Origin of the sequence: Streptomyces hamibioticus (assembly GCF_047946815.1) — a bacterium.
GTDB lineage: Bacteria > Actinomycetota > Actinomycetes > Streptomycetales > Streptomycetaceae > Streptomyces.
Map to the genome: position 1 here is coordinate 4,061,842 of NZ_JBKKQY010000001.1, position 18,672 is coordinate 4,080,513.

At 73.7% G+C, this 18,672-nt stretch carries 15 protein-coding genes and 3 pseudogenes; 7 read left to right on the forward strand and 11 right to left on the reverse strand.

Going from position 1 to position 18,672, the window contains the following annotated elements:
* Positions 1-21: 21 nt before the first annotated feature.
* The 3 genes from ACLGIH_RS18330 to ACLGIH_RS18340 form a co-directional block, all read right to left on the reverse strand.
* Positions 22-1,455 (reverse strand): MFS transporter, encoded by a 1,434-nt coding sequence (locus ACLGIH_RS18330; RefSeq protein WP_416526317.1) that lies wholly within the window; start codon positions 1,453-1,455, stop codon positions 22-24.
* Between the two features lie 191 nt (positions 1,456-1,646).
* Positions 1,647-2,627: a zinc-binding dehydrogenase gene (locus ACLGIH_RS18335; RefSeq protein WP_416526318.1), complete on the reverse strand. Its 981-nt coding sequence runs from the start codon at positions 2,625-2,627 to the stop codon at positions 1,647-1,649.
* A 130-nt stretch (positions 2,628-2,757) separates the two neighbouring features.
* On the reverse strand, positions 2,758-3,918 hold the full coding sequence (locus ACLGIH_RS18340) for an NAD(P)-binding protein (protein WP_416526319.1): 1,161 nt from the start codon (positions 3,916-3,918) through the stop codon (positions 2,758-2,760).
* Positions 3,919-4,091: 173 nt separating this feature from the next.
* Between ACLGIH_RS18340 and ACLGIH_RS18345 the strand changes: the two are divergent.
* Positions 4,092-4,325: pseudogene (locus ACLGIH_RS18345) on the forward strand (pentapeptide repeat-containing protein); the annotation flags it as partial.
* Positions 4,326-4,545: 220 nt separating this feature from the next.
* Here ACLGIH_RS18345 and ACLGIH_RS18350 read toward each other — a convergent pair.
* Together ACLGIH_RS18350 and ACLGIH_RS18355 are read right to left on the reverse strand one after the other, a co-directional pair.
* The gene (locus tag ACLGIH_RS18350; RefSeq protein ID WP_416526320.1) at positions 4,546-5,169 is read right to left on the reverse strand and encodes a response regulator; all 624 of its coding nucleotides are present in this window, start codon (positions 5,167-5,169) and stop codon (positions 4,546-4,548) included.
* A 215-nt stretch (positions 5,170-5,384) separates the two neighbouring features.
* A pseudogene (locus tag ACLGIH_RS18355) lies at positions 5,385-6,578 on the reverse strand (sensor histidine kinase).
* A 275-nt stretch (positions 6,579-6,853) separates the two neighbouring features.
* Here ACLGIH_RS18355 and ACLGIH_RS18360 point away from each other — a divergent pair.
* Positions 6,854-7,432, forward strand: coding sequence for a GlcG/HbpS family heme-binding protein (locus ACLGIH_RS18360; RefSeq protein WP_416526321.1), 579 nt, complete (start codon positions 6,854-6,856; stop codon positions 7,430-7,432).
* Between the two features lie 51 nt (positions 7,433-7,483).
* Positions 7,484-8,878 carry a M1 family metallopeptidase gene (locus ACLGIH_RS18365; protein WP_416526322.1) on the forward strand — a complete coding sequence of 465 codons (1,395 nt, stop codon included), beginning with the start codon at positions 7,484-7,486 and terminating at the stop codon, positions 8,876-8,878.
* A 19-nt stretch (positions 8,879-8,897) separates the two neighbouring features.
* On the opposite strand, the gene ACLGIH_RS18370 is transcribed toward ACLGIH_RS18365, so the two are convergent.
* Together ACLGIH_RS18370 and ACLGIH_RS18375 are read right to left on the reverse strand one after the other, a co-directional pair.
* Complete coding sequence (locus ACLGIH_RS18370; protein WP_416526323.1) at positions 8,898-9,845, reverse strand: bifunctional GNAT family N-acetyltransferase/NUDIX hydrolase; 948 nt, start codon at positions 9,843-9,845, stop codon at positions 8,898-8,900.
* Positions 9,846-10,021: 176 nt separating this feature from the next.
* A complete protein-coding gene (locus ACLGIH_RS18375; protein ID WP_333935295.1) occupies positions 10,022-10,597 on the reverse strand; it encodes a TerD family protein in 576 nt (191 codons plus the stop codon).
* A gap of 160 nt (positions 10,598-10,757) precedes the next feature.
* Between ACLGIH_RS18375 and arfB the strand changes: the two genes are divergently transcribed.
* On the forward strand, positions 10,758-11,195 hold the full coding sequence (arfB, locus tag ACLGIH_RS18380) for an alternative ribosome rescue aminoacyl-tRNA hydrolase ArfB (RefSeq protein WP_416526324.1): 438 nt from the start codon (positions 10,758-10,760) through the stop codon (positions 11,193-11,195).
* A gap of 22 nt (positions 11,196-11,217) precedes the next feature.
* On the opposite strand, the gene ACLGIH_RS18385 is transcribed toward arfB, so the two are convergent.
* On the reverse strand, positions 11,218-11,736 hold the full coding sequence (locus tag ACLGIH_RS18385) for a flavin reductase family protein (RefSeq protein ID WP_416529417.1): 519 nt from the start codon (positions 11,734-11,736) through the stop codon (positions 11,218-11,220).
* Between the two features lie 399 nt (positions 11,737-12,135).
* Between ACLGIH_RS18385 and cdgB the strand changes: the two genes are divergently transcribed.
* From cdgB to ACLGIH_RS18400, 3 genes and pseudogenes are all read left to right on the forward strand, one after another.
* Positions 12,136-13,806: a diguanylate cyclase CdgB gene (gene cdgB / locus ACLGIH_RS18390; RefSeq protein ID WP_416526325.1), complete on the forward strand. Its 1,671-nt coding sequence runs from the start codon at positions 12,136-12,138 to the stop codon at positions 13,804-13,806.
* Between the two features lie 118 nt (positions 13,807-13,924).
* Positions 13,925-14,866 (forward strand): carbohydrate-binding protein, encoded by a 942-nt coding sequence (locus ACLGIH_RS18395; RefSeq protein ID WP_416526326.1) that lies wholly within the window; start codon positions 13,925-13,927, stop codon positions 14,864-14,866.
* A gap of 244 nt (positions 14,867-15,110) precedes the next feature.
* A pseudogene (locus ACLGIH_RS18400) lies at positions 15,111-15,353 on the forward strand (hypothetical protein); the annotation flags it as partial.
* A 20-nt stretch (positions 15,354-15,373) separates the two neighbouring features.
* Here the strand turns inward: ACLGIH_RS18400 and ACLGIH_RS18405 are convergent.
* The 3 genes from ACLGIH_RS18405 to ACLGIH_RS18415 form a co-directional block, all read right to left on the reverse strand.
* On the reverse strand, positions 15,374-16,303 hold the full coding sequence (locus ACLGIH_RS18405; RefSeq protein ID WP_416526327.1) for a 1-phosphofructokinase family hexose kinase: 930 nt from the start codon (positions 16,301-16,303) through the stop codon (positions 15,374-15,376).
* A gap of 143 nt (positions 16,304-16,446) precedes the next feature.
* Entirely contained in the window at positions 16,447-17,592 is a 1,146-nt protein-coding gene (nagA, locus tag ACLGIH_RS18410; protein ID WP_416526328.1) for an N-acetylglucosamine-6-phosphate deacetylase, read from the reverse strand.
* On the reverse strand, positions 17,592-18,572 hold the full coding sequence (locus ACLGIH_RS18415) for an ROK family protein (RefSeq protein WP_416526329.1): 981 nt from the start codon (positions 18,570-18,572) through the stop codon (positions 17,592-17,594). The genes nagA and ACLGIH_RS18415 overlap by 1 nt, the downstream gene beginning before the upstream one ends.
* Positions 18,573-18,672: the final 100 nt, after the last annotated feature.

An 18,672-nucleotide genomic window follows, 5' to 3' on the forward strand; every position in this document is an offset into this window, starting at 1 on the left:
CCGGGTCCCCGCCGTTCCCCCTCAGGCCACCGGTTCGGACACCGGCCGTTCGGCCGGGGTGCCGTGTTTCGGGGCCCGGGCGGTCACCATCAGGCCCGCGACCAGGGCCGCCAGCAGCATGACGCCGGCGGCCAGCCAGATGGCGACCGTGTAGCCGTGGACGACGCCCTCCCGGGTGAGCGCCTCCCGCTGGGCGGGGTCGGTGAGGTGCGCGGTGATCCAGGCCGCGCTGGTGGTGGTGGCGACGGTGTTGAGCAGGGCCGTCCCGATGGAACCGCCGACCTGCTGTGCGGTGTTGACGGTCGCGGAGGTCACGCCGGAGTCCTGGGGTGCCACGCCGGCGGTGGCGGTGGCGAAGACCGGCATGAAGGTCAGGCCCATGCCGAGGCCCAGCAGGATGAGCGCGGGCATGATCTCGGCCGCGTAGGAGGAGTGCACGGTCATCCGGGTGAGCAGCCCCATGCCGCCGGCGGCGAGGAGCATGCCCGGGACCAGCAGCATGCGCGGGGCGACGTGGTGCAGGAGCCGGGCGGAGACCTGGGTGGAACCGGTGATGATCGCGGCGGTCAGCGGCAGGAAGGCGAGGCCGGTCCGGACGGGCGAGTAGCCGAGGATGACCTGGAGGTAGTAGGTCATGAACAGGAACAGGCCGAACATGCCGGTGACGGCGAGCATCATGGTCAGGAAGCAGCCGGCGCGGTTGCGGTCGCGGACGATGCGCAGCGGGAGCAGCGGCATCGGGGCGCGGGACTGCCACCGGACGAACGCGGTGAGCAGGACGACGGCCGCGGCGAAGCAGCCGAGGACGAGGGCGTCGGTCCAGCCGCGGGACTCCGCCTCGCTGAAGCCGTAGACGAGGGCGACGAGTCCGCCGCAGCCGAGGAGCACGCCGGGGACGTCGAGGCGGGCGCCGGTGCGGGCGGGGCGGTCGTGCAGGAGGGCGAGGGCGCCGATCACGGCGACGGCGGCGATGGGGGCGTTCACGTACAGGCACCAGCGCCAGTCGAGGTACTCGGTGAGGACGCCGCCGACGATGAAGCCGATGGCGGAGCCGCTGCCGGCCAGGGCGCCGTAGATGCCGAAGGCCTTGCCGCGTTCCCTGGGGTCGGTGAACGTCGTGGTCAGCAGGGACAGTGCGGACGGGGCGAGGACGGCGGCGAAGACCCCCTGGAGGGCGCGGGCCCCGAAGAGCATGGCGGGGCCGGTGGCGGCGCCGCCGAGGGCGGAGGCGGCGGCGAAGCCGACGAGGCCGATGACGAAGGTGCGTTTGCGTCCGGCGAGGTCGGCGATCCGGCCGCCGAGCAGCAGCAGGCCGCCGAAGGCGAGGGTGTAGGCGGTGATCACCCATTGCCGGTTGCCGTCGGATATGCCCAGGTCGCGCTGGGCGGAGGGGAGGGCGATGTTCACGATGGTCGCGTCGAGGACGACCATCAGCTGGGCGAGGGCGATGACCACCAGGCCCCACCAGCGGCGCGGATCGGCACCCGCGGGAGTGGCTTCCTCACCCGACCGGGCGACACTCGTCTGGCCAGAAGACCATGGATCGGGACGTATCGCGTCCCCGGCCCCGGCCCCGGTCCCGGTCCCGGCCCCGGTCCCGGTCCCGGTCCCGGGCTCGCGCCTCGTGTCCCGCCTGTTGTCGCCGGTCATGGTTCCAGGACCACCTTCCCGATCGTGCCGCGGGTCTCCAGCGCCCGGTGGGCGGCGGCGGCCTCGGCGAGCGGGAAGCGCTGGACGGCGGGCGTGAGGCGGCCCTCGGCGGCCTCGGCGAGGGCGCGGAGTTCGAGGGTGCGTACGGGGTCGGGGCCGCCGGTCTTCCGGAACATCACGGGACCGAGGACCTGTTCGGAGACGCCGTCGACGAGGTAGGGCTCGCCGTCGTGCGGGCCCTCGCCGGACCAGCCGAAGACCACGTGTCTGCCGCCGGGGCCGAGGAGGCCGACGGCCTCGCGGGCGATGGCGCCGCCGACGCCGTCGAGGACGACGGTGGCGGGCCGTCCGCCGAGGTGGGCGCGGACCTTGTCGGGCCAGCCGGCCGCCCGGTAGTCGACGGCGAGGTCGGCGCCGTTCGCCTCGGCCCGGGCCACCTTCCGCGGGCCGCCGGCGAGGCCGATGACGGTGGCGCCGGCGTTCTTGGCGTACTGCACGAGCAGGGTGCCGATGCCGCCGGCGGCGGCCGGGATCACGGCCACCGCTTCGGGGCCGAGGTCGGCGAACTGCACGATCCCCATCGCCGTACGGCCCGTGCCGATCATGGCGACGGCCGCGGCGAAGTCCAGGCCGCCGGGGATCTCGTGCAGGCGGTCGGCGCCGGTGACGGCGAGTTCGGCGTAGCCCCCGGGCGCGAATCCGAGGTGGGCGACGACGCGCTTGCCGAGCCAGCCGCCGTCGGTGCCGTCGCCGAGGGCGTCCACGACGCCGGCGACCTCGCGGCCGGGGACGGTGGGCAGGGCGGGCGGTTCGGGGGCGGGGCCCTGTATGCCCTCGCGCAGGGCGGTGTCGAGGAGGTGGACGCCGGCCGCGCGGACGGCGATGCGGACCTGGCCCGGGCCCGGCACCGGGTCCTCGACCTGCTCGTGGGTGAGGTTCTCGGCCGGGCCGAAGGCGTGCAGACGGATGGCGTGCATGGGAGCCCCTGTCGTCGGTGGTGCGGGCCGCCTGCCGGCGGTGGTGCGGACCACCTGTCATCGGTGGCTGGGCCACCTGTTGTCGGTGGTGGGGCCACCTGTCGTCGGTGGCGTGAGCCACTCAACGACCTCAAGCTTGCTTGAGGTCAAGTTCCCGTCGGCCGAGCGCCAGCGACACGGCCGTCAGGGCGCTGGTGAACGACACCTCCGACAGCACGCCGGGGGCCGCCACCTGGTCGCCGGCGAGGTAGACGCCGTCGCCGCGGTCGACGGCGGGCCGGTCGCGCCAGGTCAGACCGGGCAGGTCGACGGCGCCGGTACGGCCGCTCGCGACGGACTCGCGCCGCCAGGTGACCCGCTCGCGCCAGCCCGCCCACCCGAGATCGAGCAGCTGTTCGGCGCGGGCGATGCCGGCCGACCTCGGTTCCCCGGGACCGATGGGGATCTGCCCCTGGATCAGCTGCTCGCCCGCCGGTGCCAGGGTCCGGTCCTGGGCGGTGAACCGCTCGATCCAGCCCGGCGCGTCCAGGTCGGAGACGGCGAAGGCGTCGCCGCGCCGGGTCCGCACGGCCAGGTCGAGCAGGGCGGTGCGGCCGCTCGGCCAGGTCAGGGAGTCGTCGCCCAGCAGCCGGCGAGCGGCGTCGAGGGAGGTGGCGACGACGACCGGGGTGTCGGTCGGGAGGGTGTGGACGCGGGACAGCGTCTCCATCCGGACGCCGAGGTTCCAGGCCCGGGCGGCCATGCGGTCGATGACGCTGCCCCAGCCGCCGCGCGGATAGTGCGCCTCCGGCGGCAGCTTGGCGGCGCGGCGCAGCCGTTCCTGCACGAACGCCGCGGACAGTGACCCGGGGTCGTGGTGGAAGAGGGCGACGGCCGCGTAGTGGGCGGCGGCGCGGGCGCCCTCCTCACCGGCGACGCCGGTCGCCCAGGTGCGGAAGTCGACGTCGACCGGCGCCCGGCGGACGCCGGGGCGCAGCAGCTTGAGCATGGCGAACGGCGGGGTGCGGCGCAGAGTGCCGTGGTGCCGCAGACGCAGCCGGGCCGCCTCCAGCGGGGGGAAGGGGGCGAGCGGGCCGATGAGGTCGCGCTGCCGGAGCCAGACCCAGTGCGGGCCGCCGTTGTAGAGGGCGTGCGGGCCGTCGTTCGTACGGTACGGGCCCTCGGCGGTCCGGGCGCGTCCGCCGAGGGTGTGGTGGGCCTCGTGGAGGGTGACCTTGGCGCCCGCTTCGGCGGCGGTGATGGCCGCGGTGAGTCCGGCGAAGCCGCCGCCGATGACGGTGATCCGGTGCATCTGGGAGTCTCCCTGGCTCGTCTGTCGTTCTGCGCTGCTGCCCGTACGACCGGTGCGGGGTCCGCAAATGTGACATCGGCCGGTGGGGCGGCCGTTCGCGCAGGTCGGGCGCGTTGTCAGTGGCGGGTTGCAGCATGGGGGCATGGGCGAGGAGAGCGGTGGGCGGTACGGCGGTGCGGGCGGCGCGGCGTCCGGAGGTGCGGCTCGGGCCGCTGGGGGCGTACGGGGGCGGGGGACTGGAGCCGGACGGGGACTACGACGGTCTGGAGTTCGCGGGTGCGCACTTCACGGGGCAGGACGGGGCGGGCGCCCGGTTCATGGACTGCGCGCTGACGGGTTGTCTGCTGGACGGGACGGCGCTGCCGCGTGCCCGGCTGCTCGACGTGGTGCTGACCGGGGCGCGGGGTGGTCGTGCCGCAGCGCGCGCACGTCCGCACGCCGGTAGTCGGTCTGCGGGGGGTCCGGGAAACGGGGGGAGAGGGCGTAGCCGATGTCGAGCACGGGGTGATGGTGTCATGCCCGTGGCCGGCCGCGGGCCCCGCCGGCCACTGCCTTTGCCGGCCCCGCCGATGGGCGGCCCCGGCGACGGGCGGCCGCGGCGGCACGGCCCGCTCCCTCCTGCCGGGGTCACGGCAGGAGCCGCTGCTCCTTCGCCACCGCGACCGCCCCCGCCCGGGTGTCGACGCCGAGCTTGTCGTAGATGCGCCGCAGGTGGGTCTTGACGGTGGCCTCGCTGATGAACAGGGCCCGGGCGATCTCGCGGTTGCCGAGGCCGCGGGCGAGATGGGTGAGGATGTCGCGCTCGCGGCCGGTGAGGGCGGGGCGTGGGCTGCGCAGGTTGGCCATCACCCGGCTGGCGACCGGTGGGGAGAGCACCGTGCGGCCCTGCGCGGCGGCGTGGATCGCGGCGAACAGCTCGTCCGGGCGTTCCGCCTTCAGCAGATAGCCGGTGGCGCCCGCCTCGATGGCCCGGGTGATATCGGCGTCCGTGTCGTACGTGGTCAGGACCAGGACGTGCGGGCCCGCGACGGGGCCGGCGGCGGTGAGCCGGCGGGTGGTCTCGACTCCGTCGATGCCCGCGCCGAGCTGGAGGTCCATCAGCACCACGTCCGGACGCAGCCGCGCCGCCAGGGCGAGCGCCTCCTCACCGGTGCCCGCCTCGCCGACCACCTCGATGCCGGGCGCGCTGTCGAGCAGGGCGTGCAGTCCGGCGCGTACGACGACGTGGTCGTCACAGACCAGGATGCGCACCGGAGCGGAGCCGGGGTCGGCACCGGAACCGGCAGCGGCAGCGGGATCGGCACCGGAAGTGGCACCGGCACCGGCACCGGAAGAGGCACCAGCCCCGGCACTGGAATCGGAAGCGGGAGCGGAACCGGAAGTTACACCAGCCTCGGAACCGGAACCGGAACCGGAACCGGAAGAGGAACCGCGCTCGGAACCGGAAGCGGGATCGGAAGCGGCGCTCATCGGGGGCCCTCCAGCGGAACGGCGGCGGACAGGACCGTGCCCTCGCCGGGCGCGGACTCTACGGTCAGCGTGCCGCCGAGCTGCCGCAGCCGGGCCCGCATGGCGGGCAGGCCGTGCCCGCGCACGCCCGGCGGGGACTCGGACGGCGCTGCGGGGTCGAAGCCCCGGCCGTCGTCGGTGACGTCCAGCAGGACCTGGTCGTCGAGCAGAGTGAGACTGACCTCGGCATGGGAGGCGGAGGCGTGTTCCCGGACATTGGCCAGCGCGCCCTGGGCGATGCGCAGCAGGGCCGACTGGACGCGGTCGGGCAGCAGCGGGGACCGCCCGCCGTCCTCGACGTGGACCCGCACGGCGAGGTGCCCGCCCGACTCGCGCTCCGCCAGCGCGTGCAGCGCCGCCGCGAGGCCGCCCCCGCGGGCGAGGTCGGCGGGGGCGAGGTCGTGCACGAACCGCCGGGCCTCGGTGAGATTGTGCTCGGCGACGGACGCGGCGGCCCGGACGTGCCCGCGCGCCTTGTCCGGGTCGGCCGTCCAGACCCGCTCCGCCGCCTGGAGCAGCATCCGCTGACTGGACAGTCCCTGCGCGAGGGTGTCGTGGATCTCCATGGACAGCCGCTGGCGTTCGGCGAGCGTGCCCTCCCGGCGCTCGGAGGCGGCGAGTTCGCGCCGGGTGCGCAGCAGGTCGTCGATCAGGGCGCGCTGCCGGGCGGTCTGCCGCTCGGCCCGCAGGAACACGGCCGCGGCGATGGCGGCGACGGCGGGCGTCGCGAGCAGCAGGTTCGGGTCGAAGCTCCCGGCGAGCCGCCACTGCGCGGCGACCACGAACACCGTCAGCACCGCCACCAGGGCGAGCGCCGCGCGCGCCGGCAGGGTGCGCAGGCCGGTGTAGAAGAGCGGGACCGCGCACCAGGAGAAGCTGGGCGCGAGGACGACGAGCACCATCCACACCACGACGACCGCCCCGAGCCAGGCCGGCCGCCGTCACCTGGGCCGCGGCCCGGCGCCGCCGAGGACGGGCCCGAGCAGGTGCAGCAGGGCCAGGACGACGGACAGGGCGATGATCCACGGGGTGATCGGATCGCCCGGGTGCCGGATCAGGAAGCGGGCCAGGGCACCGCCGAGCAGCAGGAAGAACGCCACGTGCATGACGGCACCGAGCCAGCGGGCGTCCGGGTCGTCCGGCTTCGGCATCGGGCGCACCTCCTTCCGCGGATCCATGGCCGCCGGTGACCGCGGTGTTCCACAGACCCCGCGGTCACCGAGTCGAACTGGGCAAACACCCTCATTGTCATCGCCGCGCGGGCCCCGGTGGGTCAGCCGATCGGATGACCCCCGGGTCCTCGGTTCCGCCCCCGGTGAGCAGCCGGAACGCCGACGGTCCGGCGGGGCGCGGGGGCCGAGGCTGGAGAGCAGACGGGCAGCCGGACCGCAGGGGCCGCCCGGCCGACTCCAAGGAGCAGACGAGTATGAACAAGACCCGCAGGACCCTCTCCCGGCGTGCCCGCATCGCCACCGGCGGCGCGGTTCTGGCGGCCGTCGCCGCCGGCACCTTCGGCACGGTGGCCGCGAACGCCGCTCCGGAGTCCGCTTCGGAGTCCGCTCCGGTCGCCGCCCGCGCGTCCGCCGTCGACCGGGACGCCACCACCACCTCCACCCACCTGACCATTGGCGCCGCCACCGAGGCCGCGCAGGCCGCGCTGAAGGCCGCCGCCAAGGAGAACCAGCGGATCACCGTGGCCGTCGTCGACCGCAACGGCAACACGATCCTCACCCTGCGCGGTGACGGCGCCGGCCCGCAGTCCTACGAGTCGGCCGAGCGCAAGGCGTTCACCGCCGTGTCCTGGAACGCGCCCACCTCGGAGCTGGCCGAGCGCCTGGAGCAGGCCCCCAACCTGAAGGACATCCCGGGCACCCTGTTCCTGGGCGGCGGCGTCCCGGTCACCGCGAAGAACGTCCCGATCGCCGGCATCGGGGTGGCCGGCGCCCCGTCCGGCACGCTGGACGAGAAGTTCGCGCAGGCGGGCGCGGCGGCGCTGGCCGACTAGCGGCAGCCTCCCAGCAGGCGTTTCACGTGAAACGCCCCATAGGATCACGGTGTGCGCTTCTCCCGTCCGCTCGCCGTGGTGACCGTCGCCGTGGCCCTCGTGGCGTGCGGCGGCGTGCACGGCGATCCCGGCGGCTCCGGCGTGCGTGATCCGTACTTCCCGAAGGCGGGCAACGGCGGCTACGACGTCACCCACTACGCCCTCGACCTCGCCTACGACCCCGGCGATCACCGTCTCACCGGTACGGCGACCGTCACCGCCCGCGCCACCGAGGACCTGTCCGCGTTCAACCTGGACCTCAAGGGCCTGCGCGTCGGGCGGGTCACCGTCGAGGGCCGCGAGGCCCGCTTCAACCACACCGGCCAGGAAGTGACCGTCCGTCCGCCCGACGACCTAGACGAGGGCCGGACGTTCCGTGTCACCGTCCGCTACTCCGGCTCCCCGGTGACGATCACCGACCCCGACGGTTCGCAGGAGGGCTGGCTGCGCACCGCCGACGGGGCGCTGGCGCTGGGGCAGCCGACGGGGTCCATGGCGTGGTTCCCGGGCAACCACCACCCCTCCGACAAGGCGTCGTACGACCTGGCGGTGACCGTGCCGGAGGGCCTGGCGGCGATCTCCAACGGCGAGCCGGCCGGAGAGCGGACCGTACGGGGCCGGACGACGTACCGCTGGCGCGCGGCCGAGCCGATGGCGAGCTATCTGGCCATGGTGGCGATCGGCGACTGGGACGTCCGCCGCTCCAGGACCCCGGACGGCCTGACCGTCCTCACCGCGGTCGATCCGGAGCAGGTACGGGAGAGCCGCCCGGTGCTGTCGAAGATCCCCGACGTCATCGCCTGGGCCGAGGACCGCTTCGGTCCGTACCCGTTCTCCACCGCGGGCGCGGTCGTCGACCGCCCGTACGACATCGGGTACGCCCTGGAGACCCAGACCCGGCCGGTGTTCCCCGGGGCACCGGACACCGCCCTGCTCGTCCACGAGCTGGCCCACCAGTGGTACGGCGACTCCGTCTCCCCCGAGACCTGGCGGGACATGTGGCTCAGCGAGGGCTTCGCGACGTACGCGGAGTGGCTGTGGCAGGAGGACCACGGCGGCGACAGCGCCGAGGAGATCTTCGACGCGCTGTACGCCGGCCGCTCCTCCGCCGGGGCGGACGCGGACGCGGAGATCTGGGCCTTCCCGCCCGCCGACCCGCCCGACGCGGCACACATCTCGGCCGCCCCCGTCTACCAGCGCGGCGCGATGGTCCTGCACAAGATCCGCCAGAAGGTCGGTGACGACGCCTTCCAGGACCTGCTGAAGGGCTGGGCGTCCGCCCACCGGCACGGGAACGCGGACACCGACGACTTCACGGCCTACGTCGAACGCAGCGCGCCGGACGCGGACTTCACCCGGATCTGGGAGGACTGGCTGTACGGCGACGGCAGACCGGAGCACCCCTGACGGACCGGGCGGGACCCGCTCAGCCCTCCGCCGCGTCGAGCAGGCGGGCCAGGTCCGGCGGCCACAGCGGCTCGGGGGCGTCGGCGAGTTCCTTCCGGGACCACCAGCGCCACGTGAGGATGCCGTCCTCGGCGTGCGCGGCGGTCAGGTGGGCGCCGGTCGGTTCGCGGCGGGGACCGTGGGCCAGGTAGATGTGCTCGTGCTGGCGGACCGGTCCGACGCTCAGGTGCGTGAAGTCGTGTTCCCAGGTGCACAGCAGGGGCCCGGGCTCCAGGTCGGTCCAGCCGGTCTCCTCGCGCAGTTCGCGCAGGGCGCCCTCGCGGGGTGCCTCACCGGCGTCCAGACCACCGCCGGGCATGGCCCAGTGCACGCCCACCTCGACGTTGTCGTACCGGAACAGGAAGACCGCGCCCTCCGGGTCGAGCACGGCGACCCGGGCCGCGCGGCGCGGGGTGCGCAGCGCCTTGCGCAGCACCGCGCACGGGCGCCCGCGCTCCCGGTCGGGCCGGTGGCCGAGGACCTCGTAACCGAGGGCGGTCCAGAAGGCCAGGCCGTCGTCGTTGCCGTCGAGCACGGCGAGCCGCACGGCGCCGTGGCTGGCGGCGCGGAAGCGGTCCTCGACGAGCGTGGCGATCCGTCTGCCGTACCCCTGCCGCCGCAGCCCCGCGTCCACCATCAGCAGCCCGATCCAGGGGTCCGGGTCGGCCGGGTCGGGATGCCGGCCGAGGGTGATCACCACGCCCGCGAGCCGGCCGTCGTCGCGGGCCAGCAGCACCTCCGCGTCCGGCCGTGCCAGTTCCTCGGCCGGCGCCGTCGCCACCTGCTCCGGGCGGATGTCGTCCGGGTCGGGGAAGTCGCCGCTGAGGGCGTGGAAGGCGCGCTGGGTGGCGTAGAGGGCGGTGAGTTCGGCGAGGAGGGGGGCCGGGATGCGGCCGTCGGCGGTGCGGGAGAGCGGGGTGAGCTGCATGCGGGCAGCCTATGGACGGGCGCGGACGGAGCATCCGCCCGGGCCGTGCAGGCGAAAGGCCCGCGCAGGCGGCGAAGGGCCCGCCTACGCGAGGCCTGCGCAGGAGAAGGGCCACCGCGCAGGAGAAAGGCCCCCCGGGCGGACCCGGGGGGCCTGACTGCTGGTGCCTGCCGGCCTCAGACGTTCACGCCGAAGTCCTGGGCGATGCCGACCAGGCCCGAGGCGTAGCCCTGGCCGACGGCGCGGAACTTCCACTCGGCGCCGTTGCGGTACAGCTCGCCGAAGACCATCGCCGTCTCCGTCGCCGCGTCCTCGGACAGGTCGTAGCGGGCGATCTCGGCGCCGCCGGCCTGGTTGACGATGCGGATGTAGGCGTTGCGGACCTGGCCGAAGTTCTGCGAGCGGTTCTCGGCGTCGTAGATGGAGACCGGGAAGACGATCTTGTCGATGTCGGCCGGGAGGGCGGCGAGGTCGACGTTGATCGCCTCGTCGTCGCCGGCGCCCTCGCCGGTGCGGTTGTCGCCGGTGTGGACGATCGAGTTGTCCGGCGTCTGCTTGTTGTTGAAGAAGACGAAGTGGGCGTCCGAGTAGACCTTGCCCTGCGTGTTGACCGCGATCGCCGACGCGTCGAGGTCGAAGTCCGTGCCCGTGGTGGTGCGGACGTCCCAGCCGAGGCCCACGGTGACAGCGGTCAGGCCCGGAGCCTCCTTGGTGAGCGAGACGTTGCCACCCTTGGACAGGCTTACAGCCATTGTTGGGAGTCCCTTCCCTCGTGTGCGTACGGCAAGAGCTGTACCGCAAGAAAGCTACAGCTACCCCTATGAACGACGCGGGGGGCCCGCAAGGTTCCAGGTCCCTTTACTTTCTTTACCCGCGATATTCGGGTGACGTGAGCCGGTCACGGGCGGGAACATGGACGGCATGTCCGGTCCGTACCCCATTCGCGGCTCCGTCTCGCTTCCCGAGGCCGAGCTGACGTGGCGTTTCTCGCGTTCCTCGGGGCCCGGCGGGCAGCACGTCAACACCACCGATTCCCAGGTGGAGCTGCGCTTCGACCTGGCCCGCACCGAGGCCCTGCCCGAGGTGTGGAAGCAGCGGGCGCTGCAACGGCTGGCCGGGCGGCTGACCGACGGGATCGTCAGCGTCCGCGCCTCCGAGCACCGCTCCCAGTGGCGCAACCGCGAGGCCGCCGCCGTACGCCTGGCGGCCCTGCTCGCCGAGGCCACCGCGCCGCCGCCCAAGCCCCGCAGACCCACCCGCATCCCGCGCGGCATCAACGAACGCCGGCTGAGGGAGAAGAAGCAGCGCTCGGAGACCAAGCGGGGCCGCTCCCCGAAGAACTGGGGCTGACCGGCGCCGCCGGCCGTGGTCCTCAGCTCAGGTGCCGGTAGCGGCCCCGGAAGTACGCCAGCGGCCGGCCGGCCGGGCTCGGGAGCCGGGCGGTCAGGACGTGGCCGATCACCAGCGTGTGGTCACCGGCCCGCACGCGCTGTTCGGTGCGGCACTCCAGGGTCGCCAGCGCGCCGCCCACCAGCAGCGCTTCGGACGCCTCACCGCGTACGTAGGGGATGTCCTCGAACAGGAGCCGGTCGCTGACCCGGCCCTTCATCGCGAACCGGCCGGCGATGTGCCGCTGGCTCTCGGACAGCACGGAGACTCCCCACAGCGGCTGCTCGGCGAGCAGGTCGTCCATGCGCGAGCCGTCGCGCAGGCTGACCAGCACCAGCGGCGGGTCCAGGGAGACCGAGACGAACGCCGTCGCCGTCATGCCCACGTCCTCACCGCTCGGCGCCTGGGGGTCGTCCGGGTCCAGCGGCGCCTCCCGTGCGGTCACCAGGACCACGCCCGAGGCCAGCCGGGACATGGCGGCACGGAACTCGTCGTTGCTCACCCCCTCAGCATGCCCGGCGGCCGGGTACGGGAACGGTGCGGAGGAGGAGGCGGCGGCGGAAGTGTTCGGCACCCCGCCACGCTAATCGCCGCATACGCCGCCCCGCATCGGGCCCCGGTCCCGGTCGGGTCCTAGGACCGCGGCACGAGCGCCTCCGCCACTTTGTGTTCAGTAAACGCACGGGAAAAACGCAGAAACACGACTCAATTGTTCACCTTTCGCTGTGACTTGAGTCACAAGGGGCAGGAATTGTTGACCCTGTGTACCGAGTGGGCAGCGCGCTGTGATTCAGTGGCGGGGAAGCCGCGAGGCACCACCGAAGACGACGCGAGGCACCACCGAAGACAAGGCGCCGGAGACGTCCCTGATTCGCAACGAGGTCTCGGGGGGAGGGCGAGCATGGAGACCGAGTCGGAGCCCTACGTCCGTCTTGCGTCCCTGCGGCAACTGCACCAGGTCATGGCCGACATGAACACGGCCCGCAGCCTCGCCGACACCCTGCAGACCGTCGCCGACGGCGCCGTCCACGCCCTCGGGTACGAACTGGCGTGCGTCAACCTCGTGCGCCCCGACGGCGACCTCGTCGTCGCCGCCTTCTCCGGGAACCAGGCCGCCGAGGCCCTCATCACCGGCCGCGTGGGCTCCCGCGAGTCCTGGGACCGGCGGCTGGCCATGGGCGAGCAGTGGGGCGACCTGGTCTTCATACCCCACACCGAGGGCTGGATCCTCGACGACGACGACGTCCCGCAGTGGTACACCGACGGTCCCGCGCCCCGCTTCGACGACGAGTGGCACCCGGCCGACCGCCTCTTCGCCCCGATGTACGCACCCGGCCCGCAGGGCGGCGGCTCCAGCGGCGAGCTGATCGGCGTCCTGTCCGTGGACCGCCCGCGCAACGGCCGCCGGCCCGGCGCCTGGGGCCGCGAGGCTCTGCAGATGTACGCCTTCCAGGCCGCCATCGCCATCAGCAACGCCCGGCTCCGCTCCAACATGCAGCGCGCCCTGGTCCGGCTGGAGCGCGAACAGCAGGCGCTCCGGGCCAGCGAGGAGAGCTTCCGGCAGGCCTTCGAGTACGCCCCCTCCGGCATGGCCATCGCCGAGATGGGCGGCGACCAGCACGGCCGCATCCTGCGCACCAACGACGCGCTGTGCCGTCTGCTCGGCCGCCCCGCCTCCGCGATGCGCCGCTACTCCTTCTCCGACCTCGTCCACCCCGAGGACATAGGCACCCTGCTGCGCACCTCCGCCGAGGGCGGCCGGGCCGAGCTGCGCCTCGGGCGACGCGACGGCAGCTACGTCTGGGTCAGCCTCCGCAACTCCGTCGTCGCCGACGCCGCCGACGGCCCCCGCTTCCTGCTCACCCACGTCGAGGACATCGAGGAACGCAAGCGCCGCGAGCTCCAGCTCGCCCACCGCGCCTCCCACGACTCCCTCACCGGCCTGCCGAACTCCGCCGAACTGCGCGCCCGGCTCGCCGCCCGCCTGTGCCAGCGCCCCCAGTCCGAGCACCCCACCGCGCTGGACGCCATGGACGCCATGGACGCCGCCTACGGCCATCCCGGCTACGACTCCGGCGGCCACCGCTTCGACTTCCCGTCCGGCCCGGAGCCGTACGACGCCTACGACCACCATGTGCACACCATCGCCCCCGACAGCGGCCGGGACGACGGCACCAAGGGGCTCGCGGTGCTCTTCTGCGACCTCGACGGCTTCAAGTCGATCAACGACCGGTTCGGGCACAACGCGGGCGACGCCGTCCTGATCGAGGTCGCCCGAAGGCTGTCCGGCGGAGTCCGGGACGGCGACACGGTCGCCCGGCTCGGTGGTGACGAATTCGTCATCCTCGCCGACGGGCTCGGCCGGGCCGACGCGCAGGACCTCGCGGTACGGCTGCGCAACGAGATCATCCAGCCGATCCGGGCCGAGGGACGGGCCGTCCGCGTGGGCGCCAGCTTCGGCATCGGATGGGCCCATTGCGGAATGACGGCCGACGAAGTGTTGAAATCCGCTGACGAACGGATGTACGTCGAGAAACGATCTCGTCCCAAACAGCATCGCCGCGCCGGATGATCCCCAGGTCAGCGGGTTGATGCGGGCTGAGTCACCCATTCGGGGCAGCGGAAGCGGGTAGGCTCGCCTCTCACGACTCGTATCGCACATGCACCGCACCTGATGAGGAGACCTAGGGATGACGCCCGGCAACAACGGCGCGAGCACGCCCGAGGACGACGACCCGTTCGGCTACCTCTACGCCGACGGGCAGGCCAACGGGGCCCAGCCGCCGTCCGGTGGCTACGGCTACCCCAACTCGGTCAACCGGGTGCGGACGGTCGGCTCACGGCAGTACGGCCAGCAGGCCCCGGCCGCCGCGCAGGCCGCCCCGCCGCAGCAGGGCGCCTACGGTCGTCCCCACCCGCACTACGCCGCGCCGGAGACGTTCCCCGGCGGCGGGGGCGCCGCCACCGTCCAGCACCAGTCGGCGCACGGCGGCGGGGGCGGCGGGCGCCGCGGCCCCAACACCAAGGGGCTGCTGATCGGCGCCATCGCGGTGGTCGCCGCGGTCGTCGTCGGCATCGGCGTCGCCATGGCGGGCGGCGACCCGGAGGAGGGCAAGACCGACGACCAGGCCGGCCCGGCCCCGACCCAGTCCCAGAGCAGCAAGCCGAGCCCGTCGGCGAGCAGCAGCGCCGAGGACGAGGTGGAGCTGCCCGCGATAGACGCGAAGGCGCTGCGCCTGTCCGGCGGCGCGACCGTCGCCTCGGACATCGAGGGCGCGAAGGCCGACGGCGGGGTGTACGTGGGCGGCTTCAACAAGGTGGGAGCCAAGGTCACCTGGACCGTCGACGGCATCAAGGAGGCCGGCGCATACCGGCTGTACGTGGGCTACGGCACCCCGGGCGAGGACGCCGACGCCACCCTGGTGGTCAACGGCAAGCCGGAGGCCCGGCCGCTGAACATGAAGAACTTCGGCGGCACCCCCAAGGGCGACTGGGAAAAGGGCTGGAAGACCACCTGGGCCAACGTGAACCTCACCGAGGGCACCAACACGGTCGAGCTGGCGTGCAACGAGGGCAACCAGTGCAACGCCGTCCTCGACCAGTTCTGGCTGACGGACGAACCGTCGAGCTGACCGCATGACGGCGAGCGCCGGATGTGGGTCCGTGCGCCCCGCAGAACCGGCCGGTCGATGGCGAGTTGATCACTGGTGCAGTCACGTTACCCCTGGGTGCAGTCTCGGCACCTGTTGATCAAGAACGTGCGGAGCTTCGTATGAGCATGCTCAAGAAGAGCCTGACCACCGTGGCCGTGACCGGGGCGTTACTGGGCGGTTCCTTTGCCACACCGGCTGCGGCGGCTGATCCCAATACTGCCCCAAAGGCAATGTCTGCGGATGGTCGGGGAAGAACAGGACCGGGACCCGGACTGTCATGTCCGTAACACCCGCCTGCTACCCCTTCAAGACCGCCAGGTCGGTCTCGAACCAGACAGCCTACAAGATCGAGTTCTGGAAGATCACGCACGGCTGCGGCGCCGGCACGAAGCTGGTCACCCTGCAGCCGGGCACCTACTCGGACAACCCCGGCACCGTCACGGGGATCGCGGTCTACGCGAAGTAGTCGATCGCACGGGGCCGGATTCAGGCGGCGGTGGCCTCGACGGTCACCGCTACCCGGCCGAGCAGGTCCTTGTACGCCCCCCGGTCGAACTCGCCCGCCACCGGCGCCAGCACCGTCGCCGCCGACAGGGCGACCGCGCGGGTCAGGCGGTCCGGCCAGGGGAGGCGCTCCACCAGGCCCGACAGCAGGCCCGCGACCGCCGAGTCGCCGGCGCCGGTCGGGTTGCCGTGGACGCGGTCGGGCGGAGCGGCCCGCCAGTGGCCCTCCGGGGTCAGCGCCAGCAGGCCGTCGGCGCCCAGGGAGGCGATCACGGAGCGGGCGCCGCGCCGCCGGGCGTCCTGCGTGGCCCGCAGCGGCTCGTGCGCGCCGGTCAGCTCGGCCAGTTCCTCGGCGTTCGGCTTGATCACATCGGGGCGGGCGGCGACCGCCCGGCGCAGCGGCTCGCCACTGGTGTCCAGCAGTACGGGGACACCGGCCGCCCGCGCGGTGCGCACCAGCCCCGCGTACGCGCCCACCGGCACGCCCGGCGGCAGGCTGCCGCACAGGGCGACCGCGTCGGCGCCGGCCAGCAGACCCTGGTACGCCTCCTGGAAGGCGGACCACTCCGCGGGCGTGACCGTCGGGCCCGGCTCGTTGAGCTGGGTGGTGTCGCCGGTCAGCTCGTCGACCACGGCGATCGTGCGCCGGGTCGTGCCCGCCACCGGCACCAGCGCGTCCACCACCCCGGACATCCCCGTGAGCCGTTCCTGCACGCAGCGCCCCGTGGCGCCGCCCGTGAAGCCGGTGACCGTCACCTCGTGGCCGAGGGCCGCCAGCACCCGGGCCACGTTCAGGCCCTTGCCGCCGGGCCGTTCGGTGACCTCGGTGACCCGGTGCGAAGCGTGGGGGCGCAGCCCTCGTACGCGATAGGTGATGTCGAGAGCGGTGTTCAGTGTGACCGTGAGGATCACCCGGGCCGACCTCCCCCGATTGCCTGCGAGTGCCTGTTCCTGAGGGCACGTGTTCCGCACGGCCCTAAAGACACGATCATGCCAAACGGACGGCGGTCGGCCCAGTCCCGCGTCGGCCACCGTCTCCCGGACCGGGGGACGGATCAGCCCAGTCGGGGAGAGACCACCCATGCGCCCCGGCGCATCACGCCCACCACGTCGAAACCGGCGTCCAGGACCACCAGGTCGGCGTCCTTGCCGGGATCCAGCGAGCCGATCCGGTCGGCCATCCCGAGCAGCCGGGCCGGGTTGGCGGACAGCGCCGCGACCGCGTCCTCGACCGGGATGCCGTCCACCGTCACCGCCCGCTTGAGGGCGCGGTCCAGGGTGAGCGTGGAGCCGGCGATGGAGCCGCCCTCGACCAGCCGGGCCACACCGTCGGCGACCTCGACCTCCAGCGTGCCGAGCATGTAGCGGCCGTCGCCGAAGCCGGCCGCGTCCATCGCGTCGGTGATGAAGGCGACCCGCGCGGCCCCGGCGTGGTGGAAGGCCAGCTGGAGGGCGGCCGGGTGCAGATGGACGCCGTCGTTGATCAGCTCGACCGTGACCCGCTCGTCCTCCAGCAGGGCGGTGATCGGGCCGGGGGCGCGGTGACCGACCGGCGGCATCGCGTTGAACAGATGGGTGGCGACCGTCGCGCCCGCCTCGATGGCCTCGACCGTCTGCTCGTAGCTGGCGTCGGTGTGGCCGACCGCCGCGATCACGCCGTGCTCGGCGAGCAGCCGTACGGAGTCCAGGCCGCCCGGCAGCTCGGTGGCCAGCGTCATCATCTTGGCGTGGCCGTGCGCGGCGTCGATCAGCTTGCGGACCTCGGCCGGGTCCGGGTCGCGCAGCAGCGCCTCGTCGTGGGCGCCCTTGCGGCACGGGGAGATGAACGGCCCCTCGAAGTGGATGCCGGCGATGTCGCCCTGCTGGGCCAGCTCCGCGAGCATCCCGGCGTGCCGGGCGAGGAAGTCCAGGTCACCGGTGACGGCGGAGGCGACCACCGTGGTGGTGCCGTGCAGGCGGTGGGTGTGGACGCCCTTGAGGACGTCCTCGGCGGTGCCGCCGGCGAAGGAGGCGCCGCCGCCGCCGTGGTTGTGGATGTCGACGAAGCCGGGGACCACCCAGTGGCCGGCCAGGTCGACGGTCTCCGCGTCCGGGGGCGCCGTGTCCGCGATCCGCGTGCCGTCGACGAGCACGCGGCCGTCGTCCACGGTCCCGGTGGGCAGCACCACCCGGGCACCGGCGAGAACCTTGCTGGGGGCCATCAGGCGGTTACCTCCGGAGGAGTCGCGGTCGCCGCAGCGGTCGCCGCAGTGGTCGGGGGAGTCGGGCGGAGCAGGTCCCAGGCCAGCAGCCCGGCGCCGAGGCAGCCGGCGGTGTCGCCCAGGGCGGCGGGGACGACGTCCGGCAGCTTCTGGAAGGTGACGCGCCGCCGCACGGCGTCGCGCAGCGGTGTGAACAAGGTTTCCCCCGCCTCGGCGAGGCCGCCACCGATGATCAGGGTGCGCGGGTCCAGCAGGGTGAGGGCGGTGACCAGCCCGTCGGCGAGCGCGTCCACCGCCTCCCGCCACACCCGCTCGGCCCGTACGTCCCCGGACGCGACGGCCTTGGCGCAGTCGGCGGCGTCCGCGTCCGGGTCCCCGCAGGCCTCGGCCCAGGCCCGGCCGACCGCCGCCGCCGAGGCGAACCGCTCCAGACAGCCGCGCTGCCCGCACGGACAGGACGCGCCGCCGGGGCGTACGACGATGTGGCCGATCTCGCCCGCGAAGCCGTGCGCGCCCGCCTCCACCCGGCCGTCGATGCCGATGGCGCCCGCGATACCGGTGCCCAGCGGTACGAACAGGAACCGGTCGGCGCCCCGCCCGGCCCCGATCCGGCCCTCGGCCAGCCCGCCGGTGCGCACGTCGTGGCCGAGGGCGACCGGCACGCCGCCGAGCCGCTCGGCCAGCAGGGCGCGCAGGGGGACGTCGCGCCAGCCGAGGTTGGCCGCGTAGACGGCGGTGCCGCGCTCCTCGTCGACGATGCCGGGGACGGCGACACCGGCCGCGGCGGCGTGCTCGCCGAACCGCTCGGCGCCGTGCGCGCGCAGGTCGGCGGCGAAGTCCAGGATGCCCGCGACGATCGCCTCGGGGCCGTGGTCGCGCCCGGTGGCCCGGCGGGCCTGGTGCAGCAGCTCGCCGTCGGCCCCGACCAGGGCGGCCTTCATCCCGGTGCCGCCCACATCGAGGGCGATGACATGTCTCACGGGGACAGTGTGGCCCGTACACCCGCAAGAGGTCTAGTCCACTCGCGTGGTGTAGACCTTAATCCGGTAACCGAACAGAGCCGGCAGGGTTGGGGCAGGG

What these genes read in the sequence shown, in the direction of transcription:
- ACLGIH_RS18335 (WP_416526318.1), bottom strand. Translation starts at nt 2,627, where the DNA reads ATGCACGCCATCCGTCTGCACGCCTTCGGCCCGGCCGAGAACCTCACC.
- ACLGIH_RS18340 (WP_416526319.1), bottom strand. Translation starts at nt 3,918, where the DNA reads ATGCACCGGATCACCGTCATCGGCGGCGGCTTCGCCGGACTCACCGCG.
- ACLGIH_RS18360 (WP_416526321.1), top strand. Translation starts at nt 6,854, where the DNA reads ATGAACAAGACCCGCAGGACCCTCTCCCGGCGTGCCCGCATCGCCACC.
- ACLGIH_RS18370 (WP_416526323.1), bottom strand. Translation starts at nt 9,845, where the DNA reads ATGCAGCTCACCCCGCTCTCCCGCACCGCCGACGGCCGCATCCCGGCC.
- ACLGIH_RS18375 (WP_333935295.1), bottom strand. Translation starts at nt 10,597, where the DNA reads ATGGCTGTAAGCCTGTCCAAGGGTGGCAACGTCTCGCTCACCAAGGAG.
- arfB (WP_416526324.1), top strand. Translation starts at nt 10,758, where the DNA reads ATGGACGGCATGTCCGGTCCGTACCCCATTCGCGGCTCCGTCTCGCTT.
- cdgB (WP_416526325.1), top strand. Translation starts at nt 12,136, where the DNA reads ATGGAGACCGAGTCGGAGCCCTACGTCCGTCTTGCGTCCCTGCGGCAA.
- ACLGIH_RS18395 (WP_416526326.1), top strand. Translation starts at nt 13,925, where the DNA reads ATGACGCCCGGCAACAACGGCGCGAGCACGCCCGAGGACGACGACCCG.
- nagA (WP_416526328.1), bottom strand. Translation starts at nt 17,592, where the DNA reads ATGGCCCCCAGCAAGGTTCTCGCCGGTGCCCGGGTGGTGCTGCCCACC.